The sequence below is a fragment of the Pseudofrankia saprophytica genome (assembly GCF_000235425.2).
Lineage (GTDB): Bacteria > Actinomycetota > Actinomycetes > Frankiales > Frankiaceae > Pseudofrankia > Pseudofrankia saprophytica.
In genome coordinates, this window is record NZ_KI912267.1 from 1417785 (window position 1) to 1437744 (window position 19960).

The 19960-nt window shown below is 72.4% G+C and carries 16 protein-coding genes; 8 read left to right on the plus strand and 8 right to left on the minus strand.

Going from position 1 to position 19960, the window contains the following annotated elements; translation table 11 throughout:
• Positions 1-69: 69 nt before the first annotated feature.
• Both FRCN3DRAFT_RS50415 and FRCN3DRAFT_RS0240415 read right to left on the minus strand, forming a co-directional pair.
• Positions 70-3330, minus strand: coding sequence for a hybrid sensor histidine kinase/response regulator (locus FRCN3DRAFT_RS50415; RefSeq protein ID WP_007506857.1), 3261 nt, complete (start codon positions 3328-3330; stop codon positions 70-72).
• A gap of 11 nt (positions 3331-3341) precedes the next feature.
• A complete protein-coding gene (locus FRCN3DRAFT_RS0240415; RefSeq protein ID WP_007506858.1) occupies positions 3342-4721 on the minus strand; it encodes a BTAD domain-containing putative transcriptional regulator in 1380 nt (459 codons plus the stop codon).
• Between the two features lie 178 nt (positions 4722-4899).
• Here FRCN3DRAFT_RS0240415 and FRCN3DRAFT_RS0240420 point away from each other — a divergent pair, with 178 nt between their 5' ends.
• The gene (locus FRCN3DRAFT_RS0240420) at positions 4900-6420 is read left to right on the plus strand and encodes a class I adenylate-forming enzyme family protein (RefSeq protein WP_007506860.1); all 1521 of its coding nucleotides are present in this window, start codon (positions 4900-4902) and stop codon (positions 6418-6420) included.
• A 119-nt stretch (positions 6421-6539) separates the two neighbouring features.
• Here FRCN3DRAFT_RS0240420 and FRCN3DRAFT_RS0240425 read toward each other — a convergent pair whose 3' ends face one another.
• Positions 6540-7832: a glycosyltransferase family 4 protein gene (locus tag FRCN3DRAFT_RS0240425; RefSeq protein ID WP_063630339.1), complete on the minus strand. Its 1293-nt coding sequence runs from the start codon at positions 7830-7832 to the stop codon at positions 6540-6542.
• 1236 nt (positions 7833-9068) lie between these two features.
• On the opposite strand from FRCN3DRAFT_RS0240425, the gene FRCN3DRAFT_RS0240440 reads away from it, so the two are divergent.
• The gene (locus FRCN3DRAFT_RS0240440) at positions 9069-9380 is read left to right on the plus strand and encodes a hypothetical protein (RefSeq protein WP_007506864.1); all 312 of its coding nucleotides are present in this window, start codon (positions 9069-9071) and stop codon (positions 9378-9380) included.
• 32 nt (positions 9381-9412) lie between these two features.
• Here FRCN3DRAFT_RS0240440 and FRCN3DRAFT_RS0240445 read toward each other — a convergent pair whose 3' ends face one another.
• Positions 9413-10258 (minus strand): DNA-formamidopyrimidine glycosylase family protein, encoded by an 846-nt coding sequence (locus FRCN3DRAFT_RS0240445; protein WP_007506865.1) that lies wholly within the window; start codon positions 10256-10258, stop codon positions 9413-9415.
• A gap of 223 nt (positions 10259-10481) precedes the next feature.
• On the opposite strand from FRCN3DRAFT_RS0240445, the gene FRCN3DRAFT_RS48725 reads away from it, so the two are divergent.
• The 3 genes from FRCN3DRAFT_RS48725 to FRCN3DRAFT_RS0240460 are packed head-to-tail and all read left to right on the plus strand — an operon-like array spanning position 10482 to position 12543.
• Positions 10482-10931 carry a GntR family transcriptional regulator gene (locus FRCN3DRAFT_RS48725; RefSeq protein ID WP_232794409.1) on the plus strand — a complete coding sequence of 150 codons (450 nt, stop codon included), beginning with the start codon at positions 10482-10484 and terminating at the stop codon, positions 10929-10931.
• Positions 10928-11824: an ABC transporter ATP-binding protein gene (locus tag FRCN3DRAFT_RS0240455; RefSeq protein ID WP_007506867.1), complete on the plus strand. Its 897-nt coding sequence runs from the start codon at positions 10928-10930 to the stop codon at positions 11822-11824. Before FRCN3DRAFT_RS48725 ends, FRCN3DRAFT_RS0240455 begins: the two co-directional genes overlap by 4 nt.
• Positions 11821-12543 (plus strand): hypothetical protein, encoded by a 723-nt coding sequence (locus FRCN3DRAFT_RS0240460; RefSeq protein ID WP_007506868.1) that lies wholly within the window; start codon positions 11821-11823, stop codon positions 12541-12543. The genes FRCN3DRAFT_RS0240455 and FRCN3DRAFT_RS0240460 overlap by 4 nt, the downstream gene beginning before the upstream one ends.
• Positions 12544-12566: 23 nt before the next feature.
• Here FRCN3DRAFT_RS0240460 and FRCN3DRAFT_RS0240465 read toward each other — a convergent pair whose 3' ends face one another.
• The 3 genes from FRCN3DRAFT_RS0240465 to FRCN3DRAFT_RS54620 form a co-directional block, all read right to left on the minus strand.
• The gene (locus FRCN3DRAFT_RS0240465; RefSeq protein ID WP_007506869.1) at positions 12567-13058 is read right to left on the minus strand and encodes a hypothetical protein; all 492 of its coding nucleotides are present in this window, start codon (positions 13056-13058) and stop codon (positions 12567-12569) included.
• A gap of 271 nt (positions 13059-13329) precedes the next feature.
• Positions 13330-15915, minus strand: a complete 2586-nt coding sequence (locus tag FRCN3DRAFT_RS0240470; protein ID WP_007506871.1) for an FHA domain-containing protein — start codon at positions 15913-15915, stop codon at positions 13330-13332.
• Between the two features lie 130 nt (positions 15916-16045).
• Positions 16046-16201, minus strand: a complete 156-nt coding sequence (locus FRCN3DRAFT_RS54620) for a hypothetical protein (RefSeq protein WP_198536219.1) — start codon at positions 16199-16201, stop codon at positions 16046-16048.
• Between the two features lie 153 nt (positions 16202-16354).
• On the opposite strand from FRCN3DRAFT_RS54620, the gene FRCN3DRAFT_RS0240480 reads away from it, so the two are divergent.
• The 3 genes from FRCN3DRAFT_RS0240480 to FRCN3DRAFT_RS0240490 all read left to right on the plus strand — a co-directional run bounded on the left by FRCN3DRAFT_RS0240480 (position 16355) and on the right by FRCN3DRAFT_RS0240490 (position 19146).
• On the plus strand, positions 16355-17899 hold the full coding sequence (locus FRCN3DRAFT_RS0240480) for a carboxylesterase/lipase family protein (protein WP_007506873.1): 1545 nt from the start codon (positions 16355-16357) through the stop codon (positions 17897-17899).
• Positions 17900-17979: 80 nt separating this feature from the next.
• Complete coding sequence (locus FRCN3DRAFT_RS52415; protein WP_083401664.1) at positions 17980-18495, plus strand: LapA family protein; 516 nt, start codon at positions 17980-17982, stop codon at positions 18493-18495.
• 93 nt (positions 18496-18588) lie between these two features.
• Complete coding sequence (locus FRCN3DRAFT_RS0240490; protein ID WP_007506876.1) at positions 18589-19146, plus strand: SDR family NAD(P)-dependent oxidoreductase; 558 nt, start codon at positions 18589-18591, stop codon at positions 19144-19146.
• A gap of 73 nt (positions 19147-19219) precedes the next feature.
• On the opposite strand, the gene FRCN3DRAFT_RS48735 is transcribed toward FRCN3DRAFT_RS0240490, so the two are convergent.
• Positions 19220-19864 carry a cytochrome P450 gene (locus FRCN3DRAFT_RS48735; RefSeq protein ID WP_007506877.1) on the minus strand — a complete coding sequence of 215 codons (645 nt, stop codon included), beginning with the start codon at positions 19862-19864 and terminating at the stop codon, positions 19220-19222.
• Positions 19865-19960 lie beyond the last annotated feature (96 nt).

Below are 19960 nucleotides of genomic sequence, written 5' to 3' on the forward strand. Positions count from 1 at the left end.
AAGCGACGACCAAGTGCCCTGGCCACCGCCGAAAGCGGCGGCGTCAACCCCGCGCGCACGGCGACGCCTTCAGCGAAGCGTGCGCAGGGCTACGGCGACGCGTTGGTGCTCGGCGACGATCTCCCGCACCAGCGGGTTCACCTCGCCCGCGGCGCCGGGGTGGGTCTCGACCTCCTGGCACAGCCGGGCAAGGTCGGTGGCCCCGAAGGTGGCACCGAGGCCTTTCAGGGTGTGCGCGGCTCGCCGCACCGAGTCTGGGGCGCGACCGGCCGCGGACAGTGTGTCCACCAGCCCCGGCGCGTCGGCGAGGAAGTCGGCGATCAGGCCGGACAGGGCTGTCGCGTCTCCGCCGAGAAGCTCACTCAGCCGCTCGAGCGCGGCCGGGTCCAGGACGGGCCGGCCAGCCGGTGGTCGTGCCCGTGCCAGCGCGGCGACGAGGTCGGGCGGCACCAGCGGCTTGGTGAGGTAGTCGTCCATGCCAGCCGCCAGGCAGGCCTCCCGCGCGCCCGGCTGCGCGTTGGCGGTGAGCGCGATGATCCACGGTCCGCCGCCGCCGAAGTGGGCCCGGATCCGGCGGGTGGCCTCCAGGCCGTCGAGGTCGGGCATCTGGACGTCCATGAGGACGACGTCGTAGCGCCCGCGCCGCGCCGCGGCCACCGCCTCGGCGCCGCCGCTCACCAGATCGGCACGATGGCCGAGTCCGGTGAGCTGAAGGAGCACCAGTCGTTGGTTCACCGCGTGGTCGTCGGCCACCAGGAGCCGCAGGGCACCGACGCCGGCACCGACACCGTCCGCTGCCCGCTCGGGGACCGCGGGACCGGCGGTGGACGCGGCCAGCGACGTCGTGACGGCGGCCGGGCGGGCGGCCGCCGCGGTCATCGCGCGGAACAGCGCGGCTGGGCGGATCGGCCGGGTCACCACCGAGACACCTTGCGGGGCGTCGGGGCCGGGGAGCCGGGCGAAGGAGGTGATCAGCACGATCGGCACCCGCTCCGCGGCGGGGATGGCTCGCAGCGCGCTGGCCAGGGCCAGGCCGTCCATCCGAGGGGGGCGGTGATCGAGAACCACCGCGTCGTACCGGCGTCCGGCGCGCAGCCACCGAAGCGCGGTCTCGGTCGATGCCGTGATGGTGATCCGCATGCGCCAGGACCGGACCAGCCAGTTCCCGACCAGGGCGCGGGTCCGGGAGTCGCTGCCCACCATGAGCACCTCCCTACCGGCCAGGGCGGAGATGTCCTCGGGTACCGGGTCCCGTCGCGCCAACGTCGCCGCCGCCGCCGGCATGGTGACGGTCATGGTGGTGCCGGAGCCGGGCTGGGAGGCGGCGGTGATCGTCCCGCCCATGAGGGCGGACAGCCGGCGGCAGATGGCCAGGCCCAGCCCGGTGCCGCCGTAGCGCCGTGAGGTGGACGTGTCGACCTGGGTGAACGAGTCGAAGATCGACTCCAGGTGCTCGGGTGGGATGCCGATGCCGGTGTCGCGCACGACGAAGCGCCACTCGTGCGTGCCTTCGGCGTCGCCCGGGGACGCGCCGACCGTGACGGTCACCTCGCCTCGTTCGGTGAACTTCACCGCGTTGCTCAGCAGGTTGAGCAAGATCTGCCGGACCCGCGTCGGGTCGCCGACCATGGCCTCCGGGGTGCCGGGTTCGATGTCGCAGACCAGTTCGAGGTCCTTGGTGCCGGCGTCGGCCGAGACGAGGTCGATCGCGGCCTCCACGCATTCGGCGACGTGGAACGGCACCCGTTCCAGGCGGAAGCGGCCGGCCTCGATCTTGGAGAAGTCGAGGATGTCGTTGATCAGCAGGAGCAACGAGTGCGCGCTGTCGTGGACGACCTCGGTGAGGTGGCGCTGGCCGGGGTCGAGACGGCCGTCCAGGAGCAGCCCCGACATGCCGATGACCGCGTTCATCGGGGTCCGGATCTCGTGGCTCATCGTCGCCAGAAAGGCGCTCTTGGCGATGTTGGCGCTCTGGGCGGTGGAGGCGGCGTCGCGCAGCGCGTCCGCGGTGCGGACCCGGTCGGCGACCTGGCCGAGCTGGGCCGCCACGTCCGACAGGAGAGCCAGCAGCGCGGCGTCCGGGGCGGCGGGGCCGGCGGTGAGGAACTCCAGCACGGCGACCACCTCCGCGCTCTCGCCTCGGCCGGTACGCACCGGAACGGCGATTCCCGCGCCGGGTCCCCGTGCCGTCCCGTGCTCGGCGGAGAGCTGGGGCAGCCAGACGGCCTCCCCGGTCGCGAGAACCCGGCCCGGCAGGCTGGACGGGCCGGGCGCGGCGGCGCTCGGGCGCAGGAGGTCGGCGGACGTCGTCAGGGGCACCAGCCGGTCGCCGTATCGGTGGTAGGTCCGGCCAACCGGCCATCCGGTGTGCGCGCGGACCAGGTCGACCACGTCCGCGGCGGCCGCGGAGAGGTCGGTGGCCCGATGCGCCGCGGCGGCGACCTGGTGCAGCAGCCGCAGCTCGGCGGAGCGCCCCTGCACCCGTTCGGTCATCTCGTTGTAGCGCCTCGCCAGGGAACGCAGCTCGCCGACTCCCGCCACCCGCGCCCGGACGTCGGCCTCGCCGGCGGCCATCCGGGCCGTCGCGGCATCGAGCTCCGCGACCGGGCGGAGCACCGCCCGGCGGGTCACGACGACGAACACCGCCATCCCCGCGAGGAGCAGCAGCGCCGCCACGATGGCGCCCACCGACCAGACCCGGGCCTGGTCCGTGGCCCGCGCGGTCTCCCCGGCCGTGCGGGTGTCGACGAGCGCCAGCACCTGCCCGATCGGCTGCATGATCCCGTCCTTGGCCCGCAGGTAGGACGCGTCGAAGAGCATGTCCGTCGCCCGCTGACGGTTGGCCGCGCCCCCTTGGGCGGCCAGGTCGAACGCCCGCTTCTCCACGGTGGCCAGGGCGTCCGACCGCGTCTTGGCCGCGGCGAGCAGGCCCAGCTCCTGGCGGGTGAACCCGGCCCCGGCGGCGAGCCCGGCGAAGGCCGCCGGAGGACCGAACGGTGTGGGACGCCGACCGGTGTCGGTCACGACGTCCCAGTAGATGTTGCCGTAGTTGCGCGGTCTTGGCGCCGTGCCGTCGCGGATCTCCAGGATCTCCTGGAACCAGGCGCGGTAGCGCGGCTGACCGGTGACCACGTACGTCCGCGCCATCCGGGTCAGGTCGTCGGAGGTCTGCCGCAGCTCGTAGGCCAGGCGTAGCGACTGCGACCGCCGGGCCTCGGCCGTCCCCGCCTGCCGCGTGCTGCTCTCGGCCTTCAGGCTGACCAGCAACAGCGCGGCCAGCAGGACCACGCCGACGCCGGCACCGCTGCGGACCACGCCGCGCAGCGACATCGGTCGACGGTTCACGCGTGTTCGGGCCCGGTGCCGATCCGAGCCTGGGAGACCTCCGCTCGAAGCATGGCGATCTCGGTCCGCAGGGCTGTCTCCCGCTCGGCCGCCGACCGCCTGGCCTGCAGCGAGGAGCGCAGCCGGGCCCGGAGCATCGTCGAGCTGTATGGCTTCGGCAGGTAGTCGATCGCGCCCAGCTCGATGCAGCGCACCACGCTCTCCAGCTCCGGCACTGCCGACACCATGATCACCGGGACGTCGGCCAGGACGGGATCTGCCTTGATCTCGGCCAGCGTCGCGTACCCGTCCAGCACCGGCATGAGCAGATCCAGCAGGACGATGTCGAACCCGCGCGGATCGTCATCGGCGGCCCGCAGCATCTCGAGCGCCCGGTGGCCGTTCTCCGCCGTCTCCACCTCGTGACCGAGCTGGGCCACGGCGGACGCGAGGAGCCTGCGATTGATGGCGGTGTCATCGACCACCAGGACTCGGCCGCGCCGATCCGCGGGCGGCGGCTCGTGGTCCGGCGTCGCCACCTCGGCCGGGGACGTCGACGCGGACGCGGACATCGCCGTAGACGTGGACGTCGCCGTGGGCACGGGCACGGGCGGCGGCGGCCGCCAGGCCAGGACGGGGTCCTGCCGCAGCACGGCCTGCTCCAGTTCTCGCAGCCCGGCGCCCGGCTCGAGCCCCAGTTCGTCGTTGAGCACCCGGCGGGTCTCGCGATAGGTGGCCAGCGCCTCCACCTGTCGCCCGCACCGGTACAGCCCGAGCATCAGCTGTGCCCGGAGGCGCTCTCGCAGCGGGTGCCGGCGCACCCACTGCTCGAGCTCCGCGACGAGCGCGGCGTGCCGACCCAGGGAGAGCTCGGCGTCGATCCGGGCCTCGACCGCGCCGAGGTGCAGTTCCGTCAACCGGGCCGCCGCGGCCCGGACGAACGGCGTGACCGGGACGTCGGCGAGTGCCGGGCCGCGCAGCATCGCCTCGGCGCGCAGCAGCAGCCGTGCCGCCCGCTGCGGGTCCCGGGCGTCGAGCGCCTCCCGGCCACGGGCGACCAGGTCGGTGAAGACGTGCGCGTCCACGGCCTGGGGCTCGATGTCGAGCAGGTAGCCGGGAGACGCCGTGACCAGGACGGTCGCCGTGCTACCGCGGGAACGCTCTGGTTCGAGTACCCGGCGCAGCTGCGAGACGAAGACCTGTACCGTGGCGGCCGCCCGGGCCGGCGGCTGCTCCGGCCACAGGTCGTCGATGAGCTGATCGACCGAGACCACCCTGCGGACTCGGAGCAGGAGTGAGGCGAGGACAGCCCGCTGCTTGGGGCCGCCGACGTCCACCGGTTGCCCGTCCCGGTACATCTCGACGCGGCCAAGCAGCCGGAACTCAAGGCCCACCATCCGTCGATCGTCACCAGTAGGTGTTCACGACACGTAAGCCTTGGATTACGTTCGCATGGCCGGGCGTCAGGCACGGCGCGGGCGTCCCGCGGAGCTACCCGGGGAACGGGCCGGCCCGGCCGAGGAGCACGGGCACGTCGTGACGTCGGACAGGGTGCGACGAAAGGCGGGAGCCACGATGGACAGGTCCGCGACGCCGCGCCTCCCGGCCACGGTCGCCCGGGTGCTGGACGCCGCCCTCGCGTCGCGGCCGGGCGCCACCGCGGTCGACGCGGTCTCCGGCGCGTGGTCGTACGCCGAGCTCGACGAGCAGGCCGGGCGGGCCGCTGGCGCTCTGTGGTCACTCGGCGTCCGCCCGGGCGACCGGGTCGCGGCCTGCCTGCCCAACGACCTGGACATCGTCGCGGCCTTCCACGGCGCGCAGCGGATCGGGGCGGTCTGGGCGGGGATCGGAGAGGCGCTGGCAGGAGGCGAGCAGGAGGAGCTGCGCGATATCTGCGAGCCGCGCGTCGTGCTGGCCGGGCCGCGCTGCCAGCTGAGCTCCCCCGGCCGCGTCGATCCCGACCGGTGGGCGGTGCTGCTGGCCGGCGCCGAGCAGGCCCCGCCGGTCGAGGTGGACGCCGACGCGCCGGCCGGGATCGCGTTCACCAGCGGGACGTCGGGGCGGCCGAAGGCGGTGGTGCACAGCCAGCGCAACCTGCTCCTGCCGGGCGCGGTCCTCGTCGCCACCCGCGGCTGGGGCCCCCAGCTGCGCAAGGGCGACAGTTTCCCGTTCACGATCCTCAACCTGATGGTGCTGTCCACGCTGCTCACCGCGCAGGCCGGTGGGTGCGCCGTCGTGATGAACCGCCGCGACGTCGATGGCGTCGCTGAGTGGATCTCGACTCGCCGGGTCACGGTGTGGAACGGGGCGCCGGCCCAGCTCCACGACCTCGCCAGACGCCCGGAGGCCGACCTCAGCTCCCTCGAGGAGGTGTGGAGCGGAGGAAGCGACACCCCGGACGCGCTGCGCCAGGCCTTCGCCGACACGCACGGGCTGCTCCCCCGGGCCACCTACGGCCTGACCGAGGCGCCCACGGTGGTGTCGATCGACCCGCCGGGTAAGGAGTGGCGCCCAGGCGCGAGCGGCCGCGTCCTGCCGCACTACGACGTCGCGGCCTACGACGACGAGGGGCGCCGGCTGCCGGCCGGCGAGCCCGGTGAGCTGCGGCTGAGCGGGGCCGCCACCGGCCCGTGGGCGGGAGCGTGGCACCCGACGCTCGGGTACTGGGAGCGGGGAGCCGTCCGCCCGCCGGAACCGGGACCCGTCGCGACCGGTGACATCGGGACCGTCGACGGCGACGGCTGGCTGCGGGTGCTGGACCGCAGGAAGCTGGTCATCATCCGGGGCGGGGCGAACGTCTACCCGCTCGAAGTGGAACGGGTCATCTCGGCGCACCCGGACGTCGCCCGGGTCGCGGTGTGCGCCGTGCCCGACGACCGTCTCGGGCAACGGGTGGCCGCCCTGGTCGAGAGCGCGGGCCCGGCGGCGCTGGATCTCGACGCGCTCGCGGCGCTGTGCCGCCGCGAGCTGGCTCCTTACAAGGTCCCGGAGATCTGGTCCCAGGTCGACGCCCTGCCGGTGAACGCCATGGGCAAGGTACGACGCACCGGCCTGCTGGAGCTCGCGGGCCTCGACCGGCACCCCGAGGGCAACTGACCTCGACCGGCACCCCGAAGGCACCCGGCCTCGATGGCGGGGCTCTCCCGCCGCTCGGCCAGCTTGTGGAAGACACCGGAATACCGATCCGACGCGGTCCTGTCCACGCGACGCACCTATCACCAACGGTTGTCCGCCTGACGATGACCCTGTTGGCAACAACAACCACCACCGTCACCCATCCTTTCGTCACTGCCGGTGCCCACCCGCGGAGGCGTGAGCAGGGCGGCGAGCCGAGCGCCGAGGTGCTCCCAGGTCCAGCGGGCACGCATCCAGGCGCGGCCGGCCTCGCCCATGCGGTATCGGCGGACCGGATCGGCAAGAAGCATCTTCACGGCCGCGGCGACCTCGATGACATCCGCGCCGTCGACCACCAGGCCCGTCTCACCGTGACGGACGACGTCCGGCGCTCCACCCGCGGCGCCGGTGATCACCGGTAGGCCGGCGGCCGCGGCCTCGAGGGCCGCGAGGCCAAGGCCTTCCCGACCGAGGCCCATGGCGTGAGCGCGAGACGGCAATGCGAACACGTCGGCCGCGTCCAGGTAGGCGGGCAACGCATCGGCGGACACAGCGCCGGTGAAGTGCACGCTCGCGTCGACACCGACGCTGCGGGCAAGGTGCCGCAGCACGCGAGCGTCCGGGCCTTGGCCGATGATGAGCAGCAGAGCACCCGGGTGACGGCGCAGCACGGCCGGCCACGCGCGGATCAGCATGTCCTGACCCTTGCGGGCGACCAGGCGGCCGACGCACGCCACCACAGGCCGCCCGCCCCAACCATGGACGCGACGGAGGTCCGCGCCGCCGGCATCGGGCCGGAACCGGTTGACGTCAACACCGCCGGTCAGCGGCTCGAAACGTACCGACGGCGACACCACCGTACGAAGTCGCCGCAGGCTGAAGTCCGTCACGTATGTCAGGACATCGACCCGGTCGCCTACGGCGCGCACGACCGACCGGCCGACCGGGACGTACGACCAGCCGAACTCGTGTCCGTGCGTCGAGCCCACGACCCAGTCGACGCCGGCTCGCCGGAGGGCGGGCGTGACCAGGGCGCGCGGTGTCGCGGACGGAAACCAGGCCGCCGAGCAGTCCGCCGCGGCGGCGAGTCGTCCCAGCCGACGCCCGGCGTCCGGAGAGGTCATCGCGGCCGCGGAGCTGCGGATCACCGAGAACGGCGCGGCCGCGTCCTGGCGCTCGGCGTCCGGATGCGGGGGCGCGACGACCACGAGCCGGTCCGCCGGTAGCGCGGCGGACAGCTGCCGGGCGAACGTCTCGATGCCTCCGATGACCGGGGGAAATTTGTCCGCGACCACCAGCGTCCGCGGCATCGTCCACCGCTCGGGGCCGATGGACGGGCGAGGACCGGTTGGCCCGCCCGGAGCGGTCAGATCCGACCCGAAGGAGTGCTCCATACCTTCCCAGCATTGACACGGCTCATGAGGCCACGATGTGAGGCGAAGTCAGCCAGGCGGTCCAATCCCGGCACGGCGACCCGGCCGGGGCGGATCTGGCACGCGTCATCCGACGACATCTCCGTCGAAGGTGAACCCCTCACCGGGCGGCCCCGGCGCGGCAACGCGGCGGTACGCCTCTCGTCCTCGACCACCGGCACCCGCATGGCCGCACGTTAGGACCGCCACGATGTGAATTCGATGTGTGTACCGCCGATCCAGGGCAGGCCCTGGCGGCTCGCGATCCGGCCTGGCGCCGCGCGGCGTCAGCTCGGTGAGGTTTGACCAGATCGACGTCGGCGACCCGGTGACGCCGGCGCTCGGGCCGAGGCGACGAGGCGAGGAGGCGGCGAGGGCACGCCGAGACACGGAGGAACGACCTCCACGAACAGTCGCCAAACTTTTCGTGAAGCAGGTATGCGACCTGAGTCGGGCGGTTAGCCTCCGAATCGGACATTCGACGCGAATGCGGGGTTACCGATCCTGACACTGGGCGGGTCCGCGGCCAACGACCACCCGAAGAGCATCGGGACGGGCGGGCAGCCGCCGGCGCCCGACCCGTCCAGCCCAAGCCCGTCCAGCCCCGCCGAGCACGGGGCCTTCCTCGAATCCTGGCGGCGGTCTTCACCCGGTCCCCGGCCGCGCGGCGCGATCCCCCGGCGCGTCTGGCTGGCCAGCATCGCGACAGCGGGGTTCGCCGCCGCGGTGACCGCGATCATCCTGATCGCCGTTACCGCGAACGACGGCTCGGCCATGGCCACGAACGACCCCGCACCGACCACGTCCGCGGCGAGTCCAAACCCCGACCGGCCCGCGCGGCCTGGGGCGACGGCCACACCGAGCACCGGGAAAGCACCAGCCGACCTCCCCAGTACGCAGGCAGAGCCAGGAAACGAGGCCCCGCCGCGTTCAGGTGGTGGTTCCGACGCCGGCGCGCCATCTCGGCCGGTCGGTATTCAGCCGCCGCCAGCGGTCCTCTCGACCCACGCCGACACCATCGCGGGCGAACCACCGGCCGCCGCGCCCGGACAGCAGGCAGCATCCACGCAGGGATCCGGATCCGGTGCCGGCTCGACCGCGAACTCGGGATCCGGGGCGGGTTCGGGTTCGGGTTCCAACTCCGGTTCGGCCGGTACCACCACCACCACCACCTCCACTCCCAGCGCGGCGAAGACAAACCCCTACTCCGCCGCCCAGGTGTGCGGCTCCGGCTACTCCCAGGTCGACAGCCACACCCTCACCAACGGCTCCACGACGGCCAAGATCTTCCTCATGTACGACGGCAGCAACAACTGCGTGGTCACGCTGAAGTCCGGTGCCGGCGTGGGCACGGCTCAGTCGATGTCGGCCTGGGTGCAGGCGCGCAACGGTTCGTCACAGGTGGTCGACGCGGGCTCCTACCAGTACTACGCGGGTCCGGTGAGGGCGTACGCGAAGGCGATCTGCGTGAAATGGGGTGGCAGCCTCGGCAACGTCTCGTGGAGCAGTGACTGGTCCCACTGCGGCTGACCCGCCTCCGCCGCGTGTCGCCACCTGCCGCGCTACGCCCGGATGCTGGTACCGCCGCCGGCACCAGGCGAGCCCATCGGGGCCGGTCCGCGTTGGCAGCGCGGGCACCAGTAGGTGACGCGCCCTTCCTCGGGGGCGTCCGACTGCGCCTGCTCAGCTACCCGGATGGCCGTACCGCACCGACGGCACGGCCGCCGGCCGCGGCCGTAGACCCACAGGTGCTCCCCCGGCCGCGCCGACCCGGTCGTGACCCGCGTGGGCCGATCCGCGTTGACCAGGATCATCTGTCGGGCTCGGTTGACAAGCCTGCCGAGATCGGGAACCTCGCCGACCCGCGTCCACGGCGAGACGCCGGCGACGAAGCACGCCTCGATCCGATAGATGTTTCCCAGGCCCGCGAGCACGGTCTGATCCAGCAGGACCATGCCGATCTCGCTCTCCGGCCGGGCCAGCGCGGCCGCCAGCACACGGTCGAGGTCCCAGTCCGGCCCGAGCACGTCGGGACCGAGATGACCCACGACGGCCGGTTCGTCAGCGGTCCGCAGGATGTCGAGAACGGGCAGCCGATAGCCGACCGCGACGTGCCGCGCGTTGCCGAGCACCACCCGGATCTGCCAGCCGGGTCCGCCACGCCAGGGCTCGCCGGCGGCGAAGGTGCGCCACGCACCCTCCATCCGAAGGTGGGAATGCACCGTAGTACCGCCGGAGCAACGCATCAGCAGGTGCTTGCCGCGAGGCACCACCTCGAGCACCGTGCTGCCGGTCAGGTCGACCGTCGCGTACCGCGGCACCCTGAAGTCGCTGACAGACAGCACCTGACCAGCCAGCGCCTGGTGCAGCCGGCGGGCGGCCTGGTAGACGGTGTCTCCTTCTGGCACAGGTGTCCCCCTCGAACGACTCCGTCTTCGATTCTCGCCGGCCGGCCGTCGAACCGGCGAAGCCCGGACCGCCGACGTCATCTGATCCACGTCGAGGTGGCCGTCGAGGCGGCTGACCACAGCCGGCGTGAGGGACCCGTCCGGCGACCAGTGGCCGAGCCTTGACACCCCTCCGTTCGTCGGTACATTAGTCAAGTAATGAACCGACCAACCATCGGGACGGATGGGTACGGCCGAGGAGAGGGGCAGGGGCGTGCTCGACGACAGCAGCCCGATCTTCGCCCAGATCGCCGAGCGGCTGGCCGACGAGATCGCGGACGGCACGCTCCCCGAGGGCGGGCGGGCGCCGTCGAGCAACGAGCTCGCGGCCTTCTACCGGATCAACCCGGCCACCGCGGCGAAGGGGCTCAACGTGCTGACCGAGGACGGGCTACTGGAGAAGCGCCGCGGCGTGGGCATGTTCGTCGCCGCGGGCGCCCGCGAGCGCCTGGTGGAACGCCGCCGCCAGGCCTTCGCCCAGCGGTACGTGGCGCCCATGGTCGACGAGGCGAACCGGCTCGGTATCGATGCCGAGGCTCTGCTCGCGCTGGTCCGCCAGGTGAGCGAGGGCCCGCCCGGCGCCGCCCTCGATGAGACAGAACCCAGATCCGCCAGGGGAGGCATCACGGTATGACACCCACCATCGCGGTGAGTGGCCTGACCCGCCGCTATCGCGGCCACGTCGCCCTCGATGACGTCACCGTCGACATCGAGGACGCGACCATCACCGGTCTGCTGGGGCGCAACGGCGCCGGCAAGACCACGTTCCTGCGGATTCTCGCGGCCCAGGAGTTTCCGTCGGCCGGCGAGGTCCGGGTCCTCGGCGCGAGCCCGATCGAGAACGACGCGGTACTGCGTCGGATGGTGCTGGTCCGCGAGGACCAGTCCTATCCGGACGTCAGGGTTGGGCATGTCCTGCGGGCGGCGTCGTGGTTCTACCCCGACTGGAGCGGCGAGCTGGCCGACGCCCTGCTCCGCGCGTTCGACCTGCCGGTCGGCCGGCCCGTCAAGAAGCTCTCCCGCGGGATGCGCTCCGCCGTCGGGATCGTCGTGGGCCTGGCCGCGAGGGCCGAGGTCACGCTGTTCGACGAGCCCTACGCCGGCCTCGACGCCGTCGCCCGCCAGATCTTCTACGACCAGCTCATCGCGGACTACACCGAGCACCCACGGACGGTCCTGCTGTCGACGCACCTCATCGACGAGGTCTCCGGGCTGCTGGAGCGGGTGGTGATGATCGACCGCGGGCGGGTCGTGCTCGACGCCGACGCGGACACCGTGCGCGGCGCCACGACGGCCGTGAGCGGAGCGGTGCCGGCGGTGGACGCGTTCGCGGCCGGCCGGCGCGTCTGGGACCGTCGCACGCTCGCGTCCCACGCGTCGGTGGTGGTCGGCAGCCCGCTGACCGACGGCGACCGGGCGTGGGCCCGCGAGCTGAACCTCACCCTCACCCCCCTGTCACTGCAGCAGGCCGTCGTCCACGCCAGTGCCGGGGCGGCCGGCGAACGAACGGAAAGGTCACACGCGTGAACACCGCGGCCCCCACCGCCAGCACTCTCCGCACCGCGATCAAGGTCGCCCGCTACCACCTGCTCGACCGAGTCGCCTACCTCGTCGCGCCGGGCGCGGGGCTGGTCTTCGCCTTCACGGTCGATGTGATCGTCGTCGGCCTGCTCCCCAGCAGTGACCAGGGCGATCACTCGGTCGGCGGCCTGGCGGCCGTCTGCGTGGTCGCCTTCGTCATCGGTCTGCAGAGCATCACCAAGGGGCTGTCGTTCGGACTCGCGCTGGGCCTGTCCCGGCGCAGCTACTACCTGGGGACGGCCCTCCTCGCGGTGACCTACGCCGCGGTCACCGGCGTGATCCTCACCGTCCTGCGGGCCGTCGAGGGCGCGACCGGCGGCTGGGGCCTGTCGATGCGCATGTTCCGGCTGCCGTACATCCTCGACGGCGCCTGGTACGAGGCCTGGCTGACGTCGTTCGTCGTTCTCACCCTGCTCTACGTCTACGGCTGCTGGTGGGGCCTGGTCTACCGGCGCTGGTCCCTCATCGGCCTGATCGCCTTCTCGGCCGGGCAGGTCACCGTCCTGCTCGCCGGGGCGCTCGCCACGACCTGGTCCCACAGCTGGTCCGACGTCGGGCACTTCTTCACCACGCTGTCCGCGATCGGGCTCACCGGGGTGCTCGCCGCCGTGGCGGTCGCGCTCATGGCCGGCGGCTTCACCACCCTGCGCCGCGTGACGATCTGACGGACTTGCCAGCCGGGCCCGCGTCAGTGGTCGCGGCCGGCCGCCAGCAGGACGGCCAGATCGGTCCACGACGTGGCCGGAACGGCCCACGGAGGCACCGGTTCGGAGGCGGTTCGTTCCGGGGCGTCGCCCAGGAACAGGTAGCGGTGCGGCACGGTCGTCATGTGGACCAGGACGTCGAGGCGGTCGTCGATGAAATGGGTGATGCCGAGGCGAGCGCAGACCGGGGCCTTCTCGGGGCGGCGGCGGACGAAGTGCAGGTTCGCCGACGGGATCCCAGTGCGCTCGAAGAACTCGTGATGCCCGAGCCACTCGCGGGTGAGGGCTGCGATCTTCGGACCACACTTGGAGACGATGTGGATCCGGCCGGCGAACGGGCCGGCGGCCAACGTCGTCAGCGCGTCGAACGCGCCGGCGACCGCCGGTGTCAGCATCGGCTGGGAGCTGAAGAACGACGTGTCCTGGTCGTCGGCGGCCCGGCTCGTGAGCACACCGCCGACATCGACGCCAAGCATCGGCAACGGCTCGGGCTCCGGACACGGCACCGGCCGGGCATCGGGAAAACCAACGGGCGGCTGAGCGTCTGGTTTCCGTCCGCGACCTTCGAGGTTCACGTTCTGTGTAGATACATCCATCATTCTGAGCACCACGATAGCCGCGGGGCTTCCTTCACGCCCGCCTTTATTTTTCACCCGCGGCAGTCGAGCTCTCGCCAGAAGACGCGCCAGGATTCTCGATGCCTCGTGCAGCGCATCGGGAGCCGCCGCCGACGAGTCAGGGCTCCGCTCAGCCGGGGCCAGGACGGGAGAAACGGGGGTCGAGCCGGCCAAGGAACAGACCGGCGGCGGCCAGGCTGGCAAGGCCGAGCGCGGTGAGGGCGCCCAGGTCGAGCAACAGGGTCTCCGTCGTGTGCCGCCAGAGCGGATCAGGAGAGACTCCCGGGTTGAGGCGTGGGTCAGTCAGCTTCTGGACGTCGATGAGGTCGGTCAGCGAGGCCGCGGCGGCGTCGCCCCAGCGGCCGGGCAACAGCCAGGACAACTGGTTCAGCCCGGGGCGACCGGCGAGCGAGATCAGCGGGCCGGCCAGCACCAGCTGTGCCGCGGAGAGTACGACCAGCGGCGGCATCGCCTTGTCGGCGTTGTCGACCAGCGCGGACACCGCGAGGCCCAGCATGGCCGCGGTGGTCCCGGTCGCCGCGACGATGACCGTCATCTCCACGATCGGATAACTGGTGAGCAGCCCGTCGGCCGGGAGCCGCCCCGCGAAACCGATGACGGTGATCACGATGCTCTGCACCGAGGTGATCATGGTCAGGACCAGCGCCTTGGAACCGAGATAGGCGGTGGTAGACAGGCCGATGGCGCGTTCACGCAGGTAGACGGGCCGTTCCTTGACGATCTCACGGATCGCGTTGGACATGCCCAGGAAACTCGCCACGAGCGTGACGACGAGCAGAACGCGGATCGCGTCCCGGTTCGGCTCTCCCGTCGGCACCGCGCGTAGCCCGTGCGGGGTCTCGACCAGCCGCGGAAGGAGCCCCAACAGGAACGGATAGGCGACGATCATGCGCAGGTAGGAGTGATCGGCGGCGATGATCCGCCCGTACCGGCGGCTCAGGGTCAGCAGCTGGGAGAGCATCGACTGCTGGCGTGGCGTCGGCAGCGGCGCGCGCGCTCGCCGGACGACCGGCGGGGCGGGGGGCGGGGCGACCGGCGTGGCGGGCGGGTTCTTCGCGAGGTGAACCGAGGACCGGTGCCGGCGGGCGAGTCGAGCCGCGCCGTCGGCGCTCTCGAGAACTCCGAAGGCGTCCGCCCAGCTGGCCTGGCCGAGGAAGGGCAACGCGCCCTGAGGCGGGCCGAAGTAGGCCACATGCCCGCCCCGGGTGAGAACCAGCAGGAAGTCGCACAGGTCGAGCTGGGCCACGCTGTGGGTCACGACGACGACCGTCCGCCGGTCGTCCGCGAGTCCGCGCAGCGACCGCATGACCTCCTGGTCGAGGCCGGGGTCCAGTCCGGACGTCGGTTCGTCGAGATAGAGCAGGGTCGGTTGGGTGAGCAGCTCGAGCGCGATGCTGGTCCGCTTGCGCTGGCCACCGGACAGCGTCGCTACTCGCCGGTCGGACAGGTCGACCCCGCTGGGCAGCGTCCACTCACCGGTCGCGGTGGCGTCGGCGAGGTCGAGCTTGTCCGCTCCGCGGGTGGTGAGGCCGAGCTCGGCGAGCACGGCGTCCACGCGTGCGCCGCGCTCCGCCCAGGTGGTCTCGGCGGGGAAGCGCAGCCGCGCGCCGTAGTCCAGGGCCTGGCGAACGGTGAGGGTGGTGTGCAGGATGTCGTCCTGCGGCACGTAGCCAATGCGCCGGCGCAGTTCGTCGTACTCGGCGTACAGGTCGCGGCCGCCGTAGCGGACGGTTCCGGCGCCGGCCGGGCGGAACCCGGTGAGCGCGCCCAGCAGCGTCGTCTTCCCCGCCCCGCTGGGCCCGATCACCCCGAGCAGCGACCGCCCGGGCAGGCGGAAGCTGATGTCGTGCAACAGCCGGGCCCCGTCGACGTCGACACACAGGCCCTCCACCTCGAAGGCGACGTCGCCGGTGTCGAGGTACTCGGCCAGCCAGGTCGGGACCGCCCGCGGGTCATCGGCGTCGCCCGCGTCGCCGACGGCCTGGAACACGTGGTGGCCGACGGCGATCAGGTCACCGGCGCGCAGCGACGCCTGTTCGACCCTGCGGCCGTTGACGTAGGTACCGTTCGCCGAGCCGAGGTCGACGACGCGCACGCCGTCCGGGCCGACGGTCAGCTCGGCGTGCTTCCGGGAGGCGAGCAGGTCGCCGACGACCAGGTCGTTCGTCAGCGCACGGCCGACGGACATCCGACCGGGCCGCAGCGGGTGGACGTGGCCCGGGCCGCCGAGTTCGGGCACCGCGGCGGGACCGGGCCCCGTGGATCCGAGCCGCCGGCCGGTCAACGCGCCGAGGTCACCGATGTGGACGGTCACCTCCTGGGACCGCGCGGGCGGCGTCGGCCGCCGGATCGGCATGGTGGCGGGCGCCTCCGCCTCCGCTTCCATCTCCGCCTCCACCGCGGCCCGGGCCGGGGCCACGGTGATACGCGGCCCGTCCACCGAGCCCAGGCGGAACTCGGACTGGGCACGGACCGGCATCCGGCTTACCCGGTGCCCAGCCATCCACGTCCCGCCGCTCCCTAGGCCCACGACCTCCCAGCCGTCGGCCGTCGGCTCGATCAGCAGGTGACGCCGGGACACCCGCGGGTCGGCGACCACCAGATCGGCGGTGGCGTCCCGGCCCACGAGGAACGACTGGCCTGGCTCCACGACGAAGACCTCGTCGCGGCGGCGAACCGTCAGAGCAGCCGACAAGTCATCCCTCCGCACGCTCTGGCGCCATGACAACTGCTCAGGCCACTGATCGTCGATCCCGACCGGTGGCCGCCTGCCTCGTCCGGCGGCGCGGGAACCACGATCCGACCCGGATTCTCCGTGGGCAGATCTACCTTTCTAGACCATTGTCGCAACAGCGGCGCGCCTTGCTGCGCCCGACGGCGCGGATCACCACCCACGCCAGCCACACCCGCGCGTCGCGGTCGACGGTGCGGTACGCGGCCGGGGCCGCCGACGCGATCACCACCTCGACGATCATGCTCACCAGGCGGGCGGAGGCGTCTGGACCTGCTAGATCACCAACAGTCAGATCTTCAAAAAATGGTTGGCGAGGAATTCGATCTGGCGTGAGGATGCCGTCGCCCGCGTCGACAGCCGCGGCTACGACCGCGGATGCGGCATCTGTCGAGGGAGAACCGTGACGAGCATCGATGCCGGATCGGTTTCCGCCGGGCCCGCGCCTCAGGTCCGCCTGGCGGCCGGGACCCTGCGTGGTAGCCGGGAGGGGGGCCTGGCGGTCTTCCGCGGTGTCCCCTACGCCGCGCCGCCGGTCGGCGAGCTCCGCTTCGCCGCGCCGCGGCCGCCACAGACCTGGGACGGCGTACGGCCGGCCGTGTCGTACGGACCGCCACCCCCGCAGGCCGACGCGTTCGGCCAGGATTCGACCGCCGCGGGCACGGCGGACGACGACTGGTTGACCGTCAACGTCTGGTCGCCCGAGCCTGAGCCCGGCGCGCGGCTTCCGGTGATGGTGTGGATCTACGGCGGGGGCTACGTCTTCGGTAAGTCCAGCTCGCCCGAGTACGAGGGCGGCCACCTCGCCCGGGACGGCCGGGTCGTCGTCGTGACGTTCAACTACCGCCTCGGCGCGGAGGGTTTCGCCGAGATCGTCGATGCACCCGCCAACCGTGGGCTGCTCGACCAGGTCGCCCTCCTGGAATGGGTACGCGACAACATCGCCGCCTTCGGCGGTGACCCCGACGAGGTCACGGTCTTCGGCGAGTCGGCGGGCGGCGGATCTGTCGCGGCCCTGCTGGCCATGCCCCGCGCGGCCGGGCTCTTCCGCAGGGCTATCGCCCAGAGCGTGCCGGGCACGTTCTTCTCCCGGCGGCTCGCCGCCGACATCGCCGCCGCCTGTGCCGACGAGGTGGGGATGCGTCCTACCGTCGCGGACCTCGCGAGCGTGGAGCCGGCGCTGCTGGCCGCCGCCGGTGACCTGGTCGCCGCCGGGATCGTCGAGCGGGCCGGGCGCTGGGGCCAGGCCGCGCATCGGTCGATCCTGTTCGCCCCCGTCGTCGACGGCGAGGTCCTGCCGACCACGCCGTGGCAGGCCTTGGCCGGTGGCGCCGGTCGGGGCGTCGGTCTGCTCGCCGGGCACACCCGCGACGAACAGCGGTTGTTCACCGCCATCACCGGCCTGCTCGGCCAGGTGACGCTCGAACAGGCGACGGAGGCGCTACAGGTCTTCGCGCCCGGTGACGACGGTGCCAGCCGCTACCACGCCGCCTATCCGCAGGCGAGCCCCGACCAGCTGTACGAACTGGTCCATTCGGACTGGCTGTTCCGGATGCCCTCCCTGCACCTCGCCGAGGCGCAGGTCGCGGGCGGCGGCCACGCGCACGTCTACGAGCTGGCCTGGGCCGCCCCCGGCATGGGCGGCGCCTTCGGCGCCTGCCACGGCCTCGACGTGCCACTCGTCTTCGGCAACCTCACCAGCGGCCAGCCCGCCATGCTGATCGGCGAAGGTCCCAGCCCCGAGGCGGTGGCGTTGTCCGCCGAGATGCGGACCGCCTGGACGAGGTTCGCCATTCATGGCGACCCGGGCTGGCCCGCCTATGACCCCGACCGGCGCCTCACCCACGTCTTCGACAGCACCTCGGCCGTCACGAGCTACCCGGAGGAGCGATCCCGGTTGATCTGGCAGAAGCACTCCTTCCTGCCCCTCCCACTGCTCGGCACCTAGTTTCAGGCCGAAGGAGTAAAAGCGATGAGACGGTAGCCGAAGGCGGCCTAAAACAGAAGGAGACTGGGTATCACGCGGGTATGACAACAGTCGACCCGGTACCAGACGCACGGCCACCCGAGACAGACCCGGCGCCGCCCGCCGTCCCGCAGCATGTCGTGCGCCCGACCCGTCTGAGCCGGGCCTGGTCGGCAATGATCTTCTCCGCGGTCATCCTCGTGATCCTCTTGATCTTCATCTTGCAGAACGGCCAGCGGGTCAAGGTCTCGTTCCTGGGCGCCCACGGCCATCTGCCGCTGGCGGTCGCGATGCTGTTCGCCGCGATCGCGGGTGCCCTGCTGGTCGCGATTCCCGGGACCGGCCGCATGATCCAGCTGCGCCGGGTGGCGCGTCGCCACCGCATCGCCGACGCCCAGCCGCCGCAGGTCCCGGTACCGCCGCAGGTCCAGACAGCGCCGCAGGTCCAGACAGCGCCGCAGGTCCAGACAGCGCCAGCACCGGTGCCCGCACCACCGGCAGCACCGGCGCCGCCCGCCACGCGGGTGCGGACGCGGTGGCTCCGAGGCAAGGTGGACCAGGACGCGCCGCGGGTGTGACCGCGACATCGGCGGATCCTTCCGCCGGATACCGCGCCTGGCTGGCGTGCCGGACTCGGCCCGCCGGCGGGGGCTCGGGGGGGAAATGCGGTCATGTCCCGTACCTATGTGGTCACCGGCGCTGCCTCCGGCATCGGCCGGGCCACGGCCGAGCTTCTCCTCGACCAGGGTGCGACCGTGATCGGGGTCGATCTGAAGGACACCGAGGTCACGGTCGACCTGGCGGCCAGGGCGGGGCGGGAGGAGCTGGTCGACCGGGTTCGCGAGCTCACCGGTGGCCGGCTGGACGCGGTAGTCGCCTGCGCCGGTGTCTCCCGGCGCGACCCGCGGACGGTGCGCGTCAACTTCTTCGGCGCCGTCGCCACCTTGACCGGGCTGCGTCCGCTGCTGGCCGCTGGCACGAACCCGGCCGCGGTCGTCGTCGACTCGGTGGCCTGCCTACATCCGGCCGACCCGGCGATCGTGGCCGGCTGCCTGGCCGCGGACGAGCCGGCCGCCGTCACCGCCGCACAGGCCGCCGTCGACCGTGGCGCGGGACAGCTGCTCTACCTGGCCTGGCTGGCCGGCCCGCACAACAGCCATGTCACCGGACAGGTGATCTTCGTCGATGGTGGCGCGGACGCGGTTCTGCGCGGCGACAGCGTGTGGTGAGCGGGCAAGGGTAGCGGCCACGGCCCGAGCGGAGACGCGGGGCGTGGTCAGGAAGGCACGGGGGCGTGGCCGGTCAGGCGGGGGTCAGCCGTACGGGGAGCGCGGAGACGCCGCGGACGGAGAGATGCGGCCGGTAGGGCAGCTGTTCCGCGGCGATCTCGATCCGTTCGACCCGGTCGAGCAGCGCCGTCAGCATGATCTCCGCCTCCAGGCGGGCGAGCGGCGCCCCGAGGCAGTAGTGGATGCCCAGACCGAAACCGAGATGGCGCGCGGCCGGTCCGGCGTAGCGGGTGATGTCGAACCGGTCAGGGTCCGGGAACACCTCGGGGTCGCGCTGGGCGCCGGCCAACAAGGCGATCACGCCGTCTCCGGCGCGAAGCGGCTGCCCGCCGAGGTCCATGTCGGCCAGCACCGTGCGCCCCACATACTGGATCTGCGGGTCGAAACGCAGCGTCTCCTCGATCGCCGGCGACACAAGCGCGCGATCGGCCCGCAGAGCCGCGTACTGCGCCGGATCCCGGGCGAGCGCGATCACGGCGTTGGCGACGAGGTTGACGGTCGTCTCGTAGCCGGCGACGAGCAGCAGCACGCACAGGTCGAGCAGCTCGCGGACCGACAGCCGGTCACCCTGCTCCTGGACGGCAATGAGGTCGCTGAGCAGGTCGTCGGCGGGCGCCGCCCGACGCCTCGCGATCAGGTCACTGGATTCGATCGTCATTTCGCGGTCCTTCGGACAGCGCCCGGACAATGATCAGGGACGGAGAAACCACCCGTCGACCGGGTCGGCGAGAATTCCAGCCGGAACGTTACCTCC

Bases quoted from the DNA above. Each gene is read 5' to 3' on its own strand.
- FRCN3DRAFT_RS48725 (WP_232794409.1), top strand. From the start codon at position 10,482: ATGGGTACGGCCGAGGAGAGGGGCAGGGGCGTGCTCGACGACAGCAGC.
- FRCN3DRAFT_RS0240415 (WP_007506858.1), bottom strand. From the start codon at position 4,721: ATGGTGGGCCTTGAGTTCCGGCTGCTTGGCCGCGTCGAGATGTACCGG.
- FRCN3DRAFT_RS0240490 (WP_007506876.1), top strand. From the start codon at position 18,589: ATGTCCCGTACCTATGTGGTCACCGGCGCTGCCTCCGGCATCGGCCGG.
- FRCN3DRAFT_RS0240455 (WP_007506867.1), top strand. From the start codon at position 10,928: ATGACACCCACCATCGCGGTGAGTGGCCTGACCCGCCGCTATCGCGGC.
- FRCN3DRAFT_RS0240420 (WP_007506860.1), top strand. From the start codon at position 4,900: ATGGACAGGTCCGCGACGCCGCGCCTCCCGGCCACGGTCGCCCGGGTG.
- FRCN3DRAFT_RS50415 (WP_007506857.1), bottom strand. From the start codon at position 3,330: ATGTCGCTGCGCGGCGTGGTCCGCAGCGGTGCCGGCGTCGGCGTGGTC.
- FRCN3DRAFT_RS52415 (WP_083401664.1), top strand. From the start codon at position 17,980: ATGACAACAGTCGACCCGGTACCAGACGCACGGCCACCCGAGACAGAC.
- FRCN3DRAFT_RS0240425 (WP_063630339.1), bottom strand. From the start codon at position 7,832: ATGGAGCACTCCTTCGGGTCGGATCTGACCGCTCCGGGCGGGCCAACC.
- FRCN3DRAFT_RS0240465 (WP_007506869.1), bottom strand. From the start codon at position 13,058: ATGCTTGGCGTCGATGTCGGCGGTGTGCTCACGAGCCGGGCCGCCGAC.
- FRCN3DRAFT_RS48735 (WP_007506877.1), bottom strand. From the start codon at position 19,864: ATGACGATCGAATCCAGTGACCTGATCGCGAGGCGTCGGGCGGCGCCC.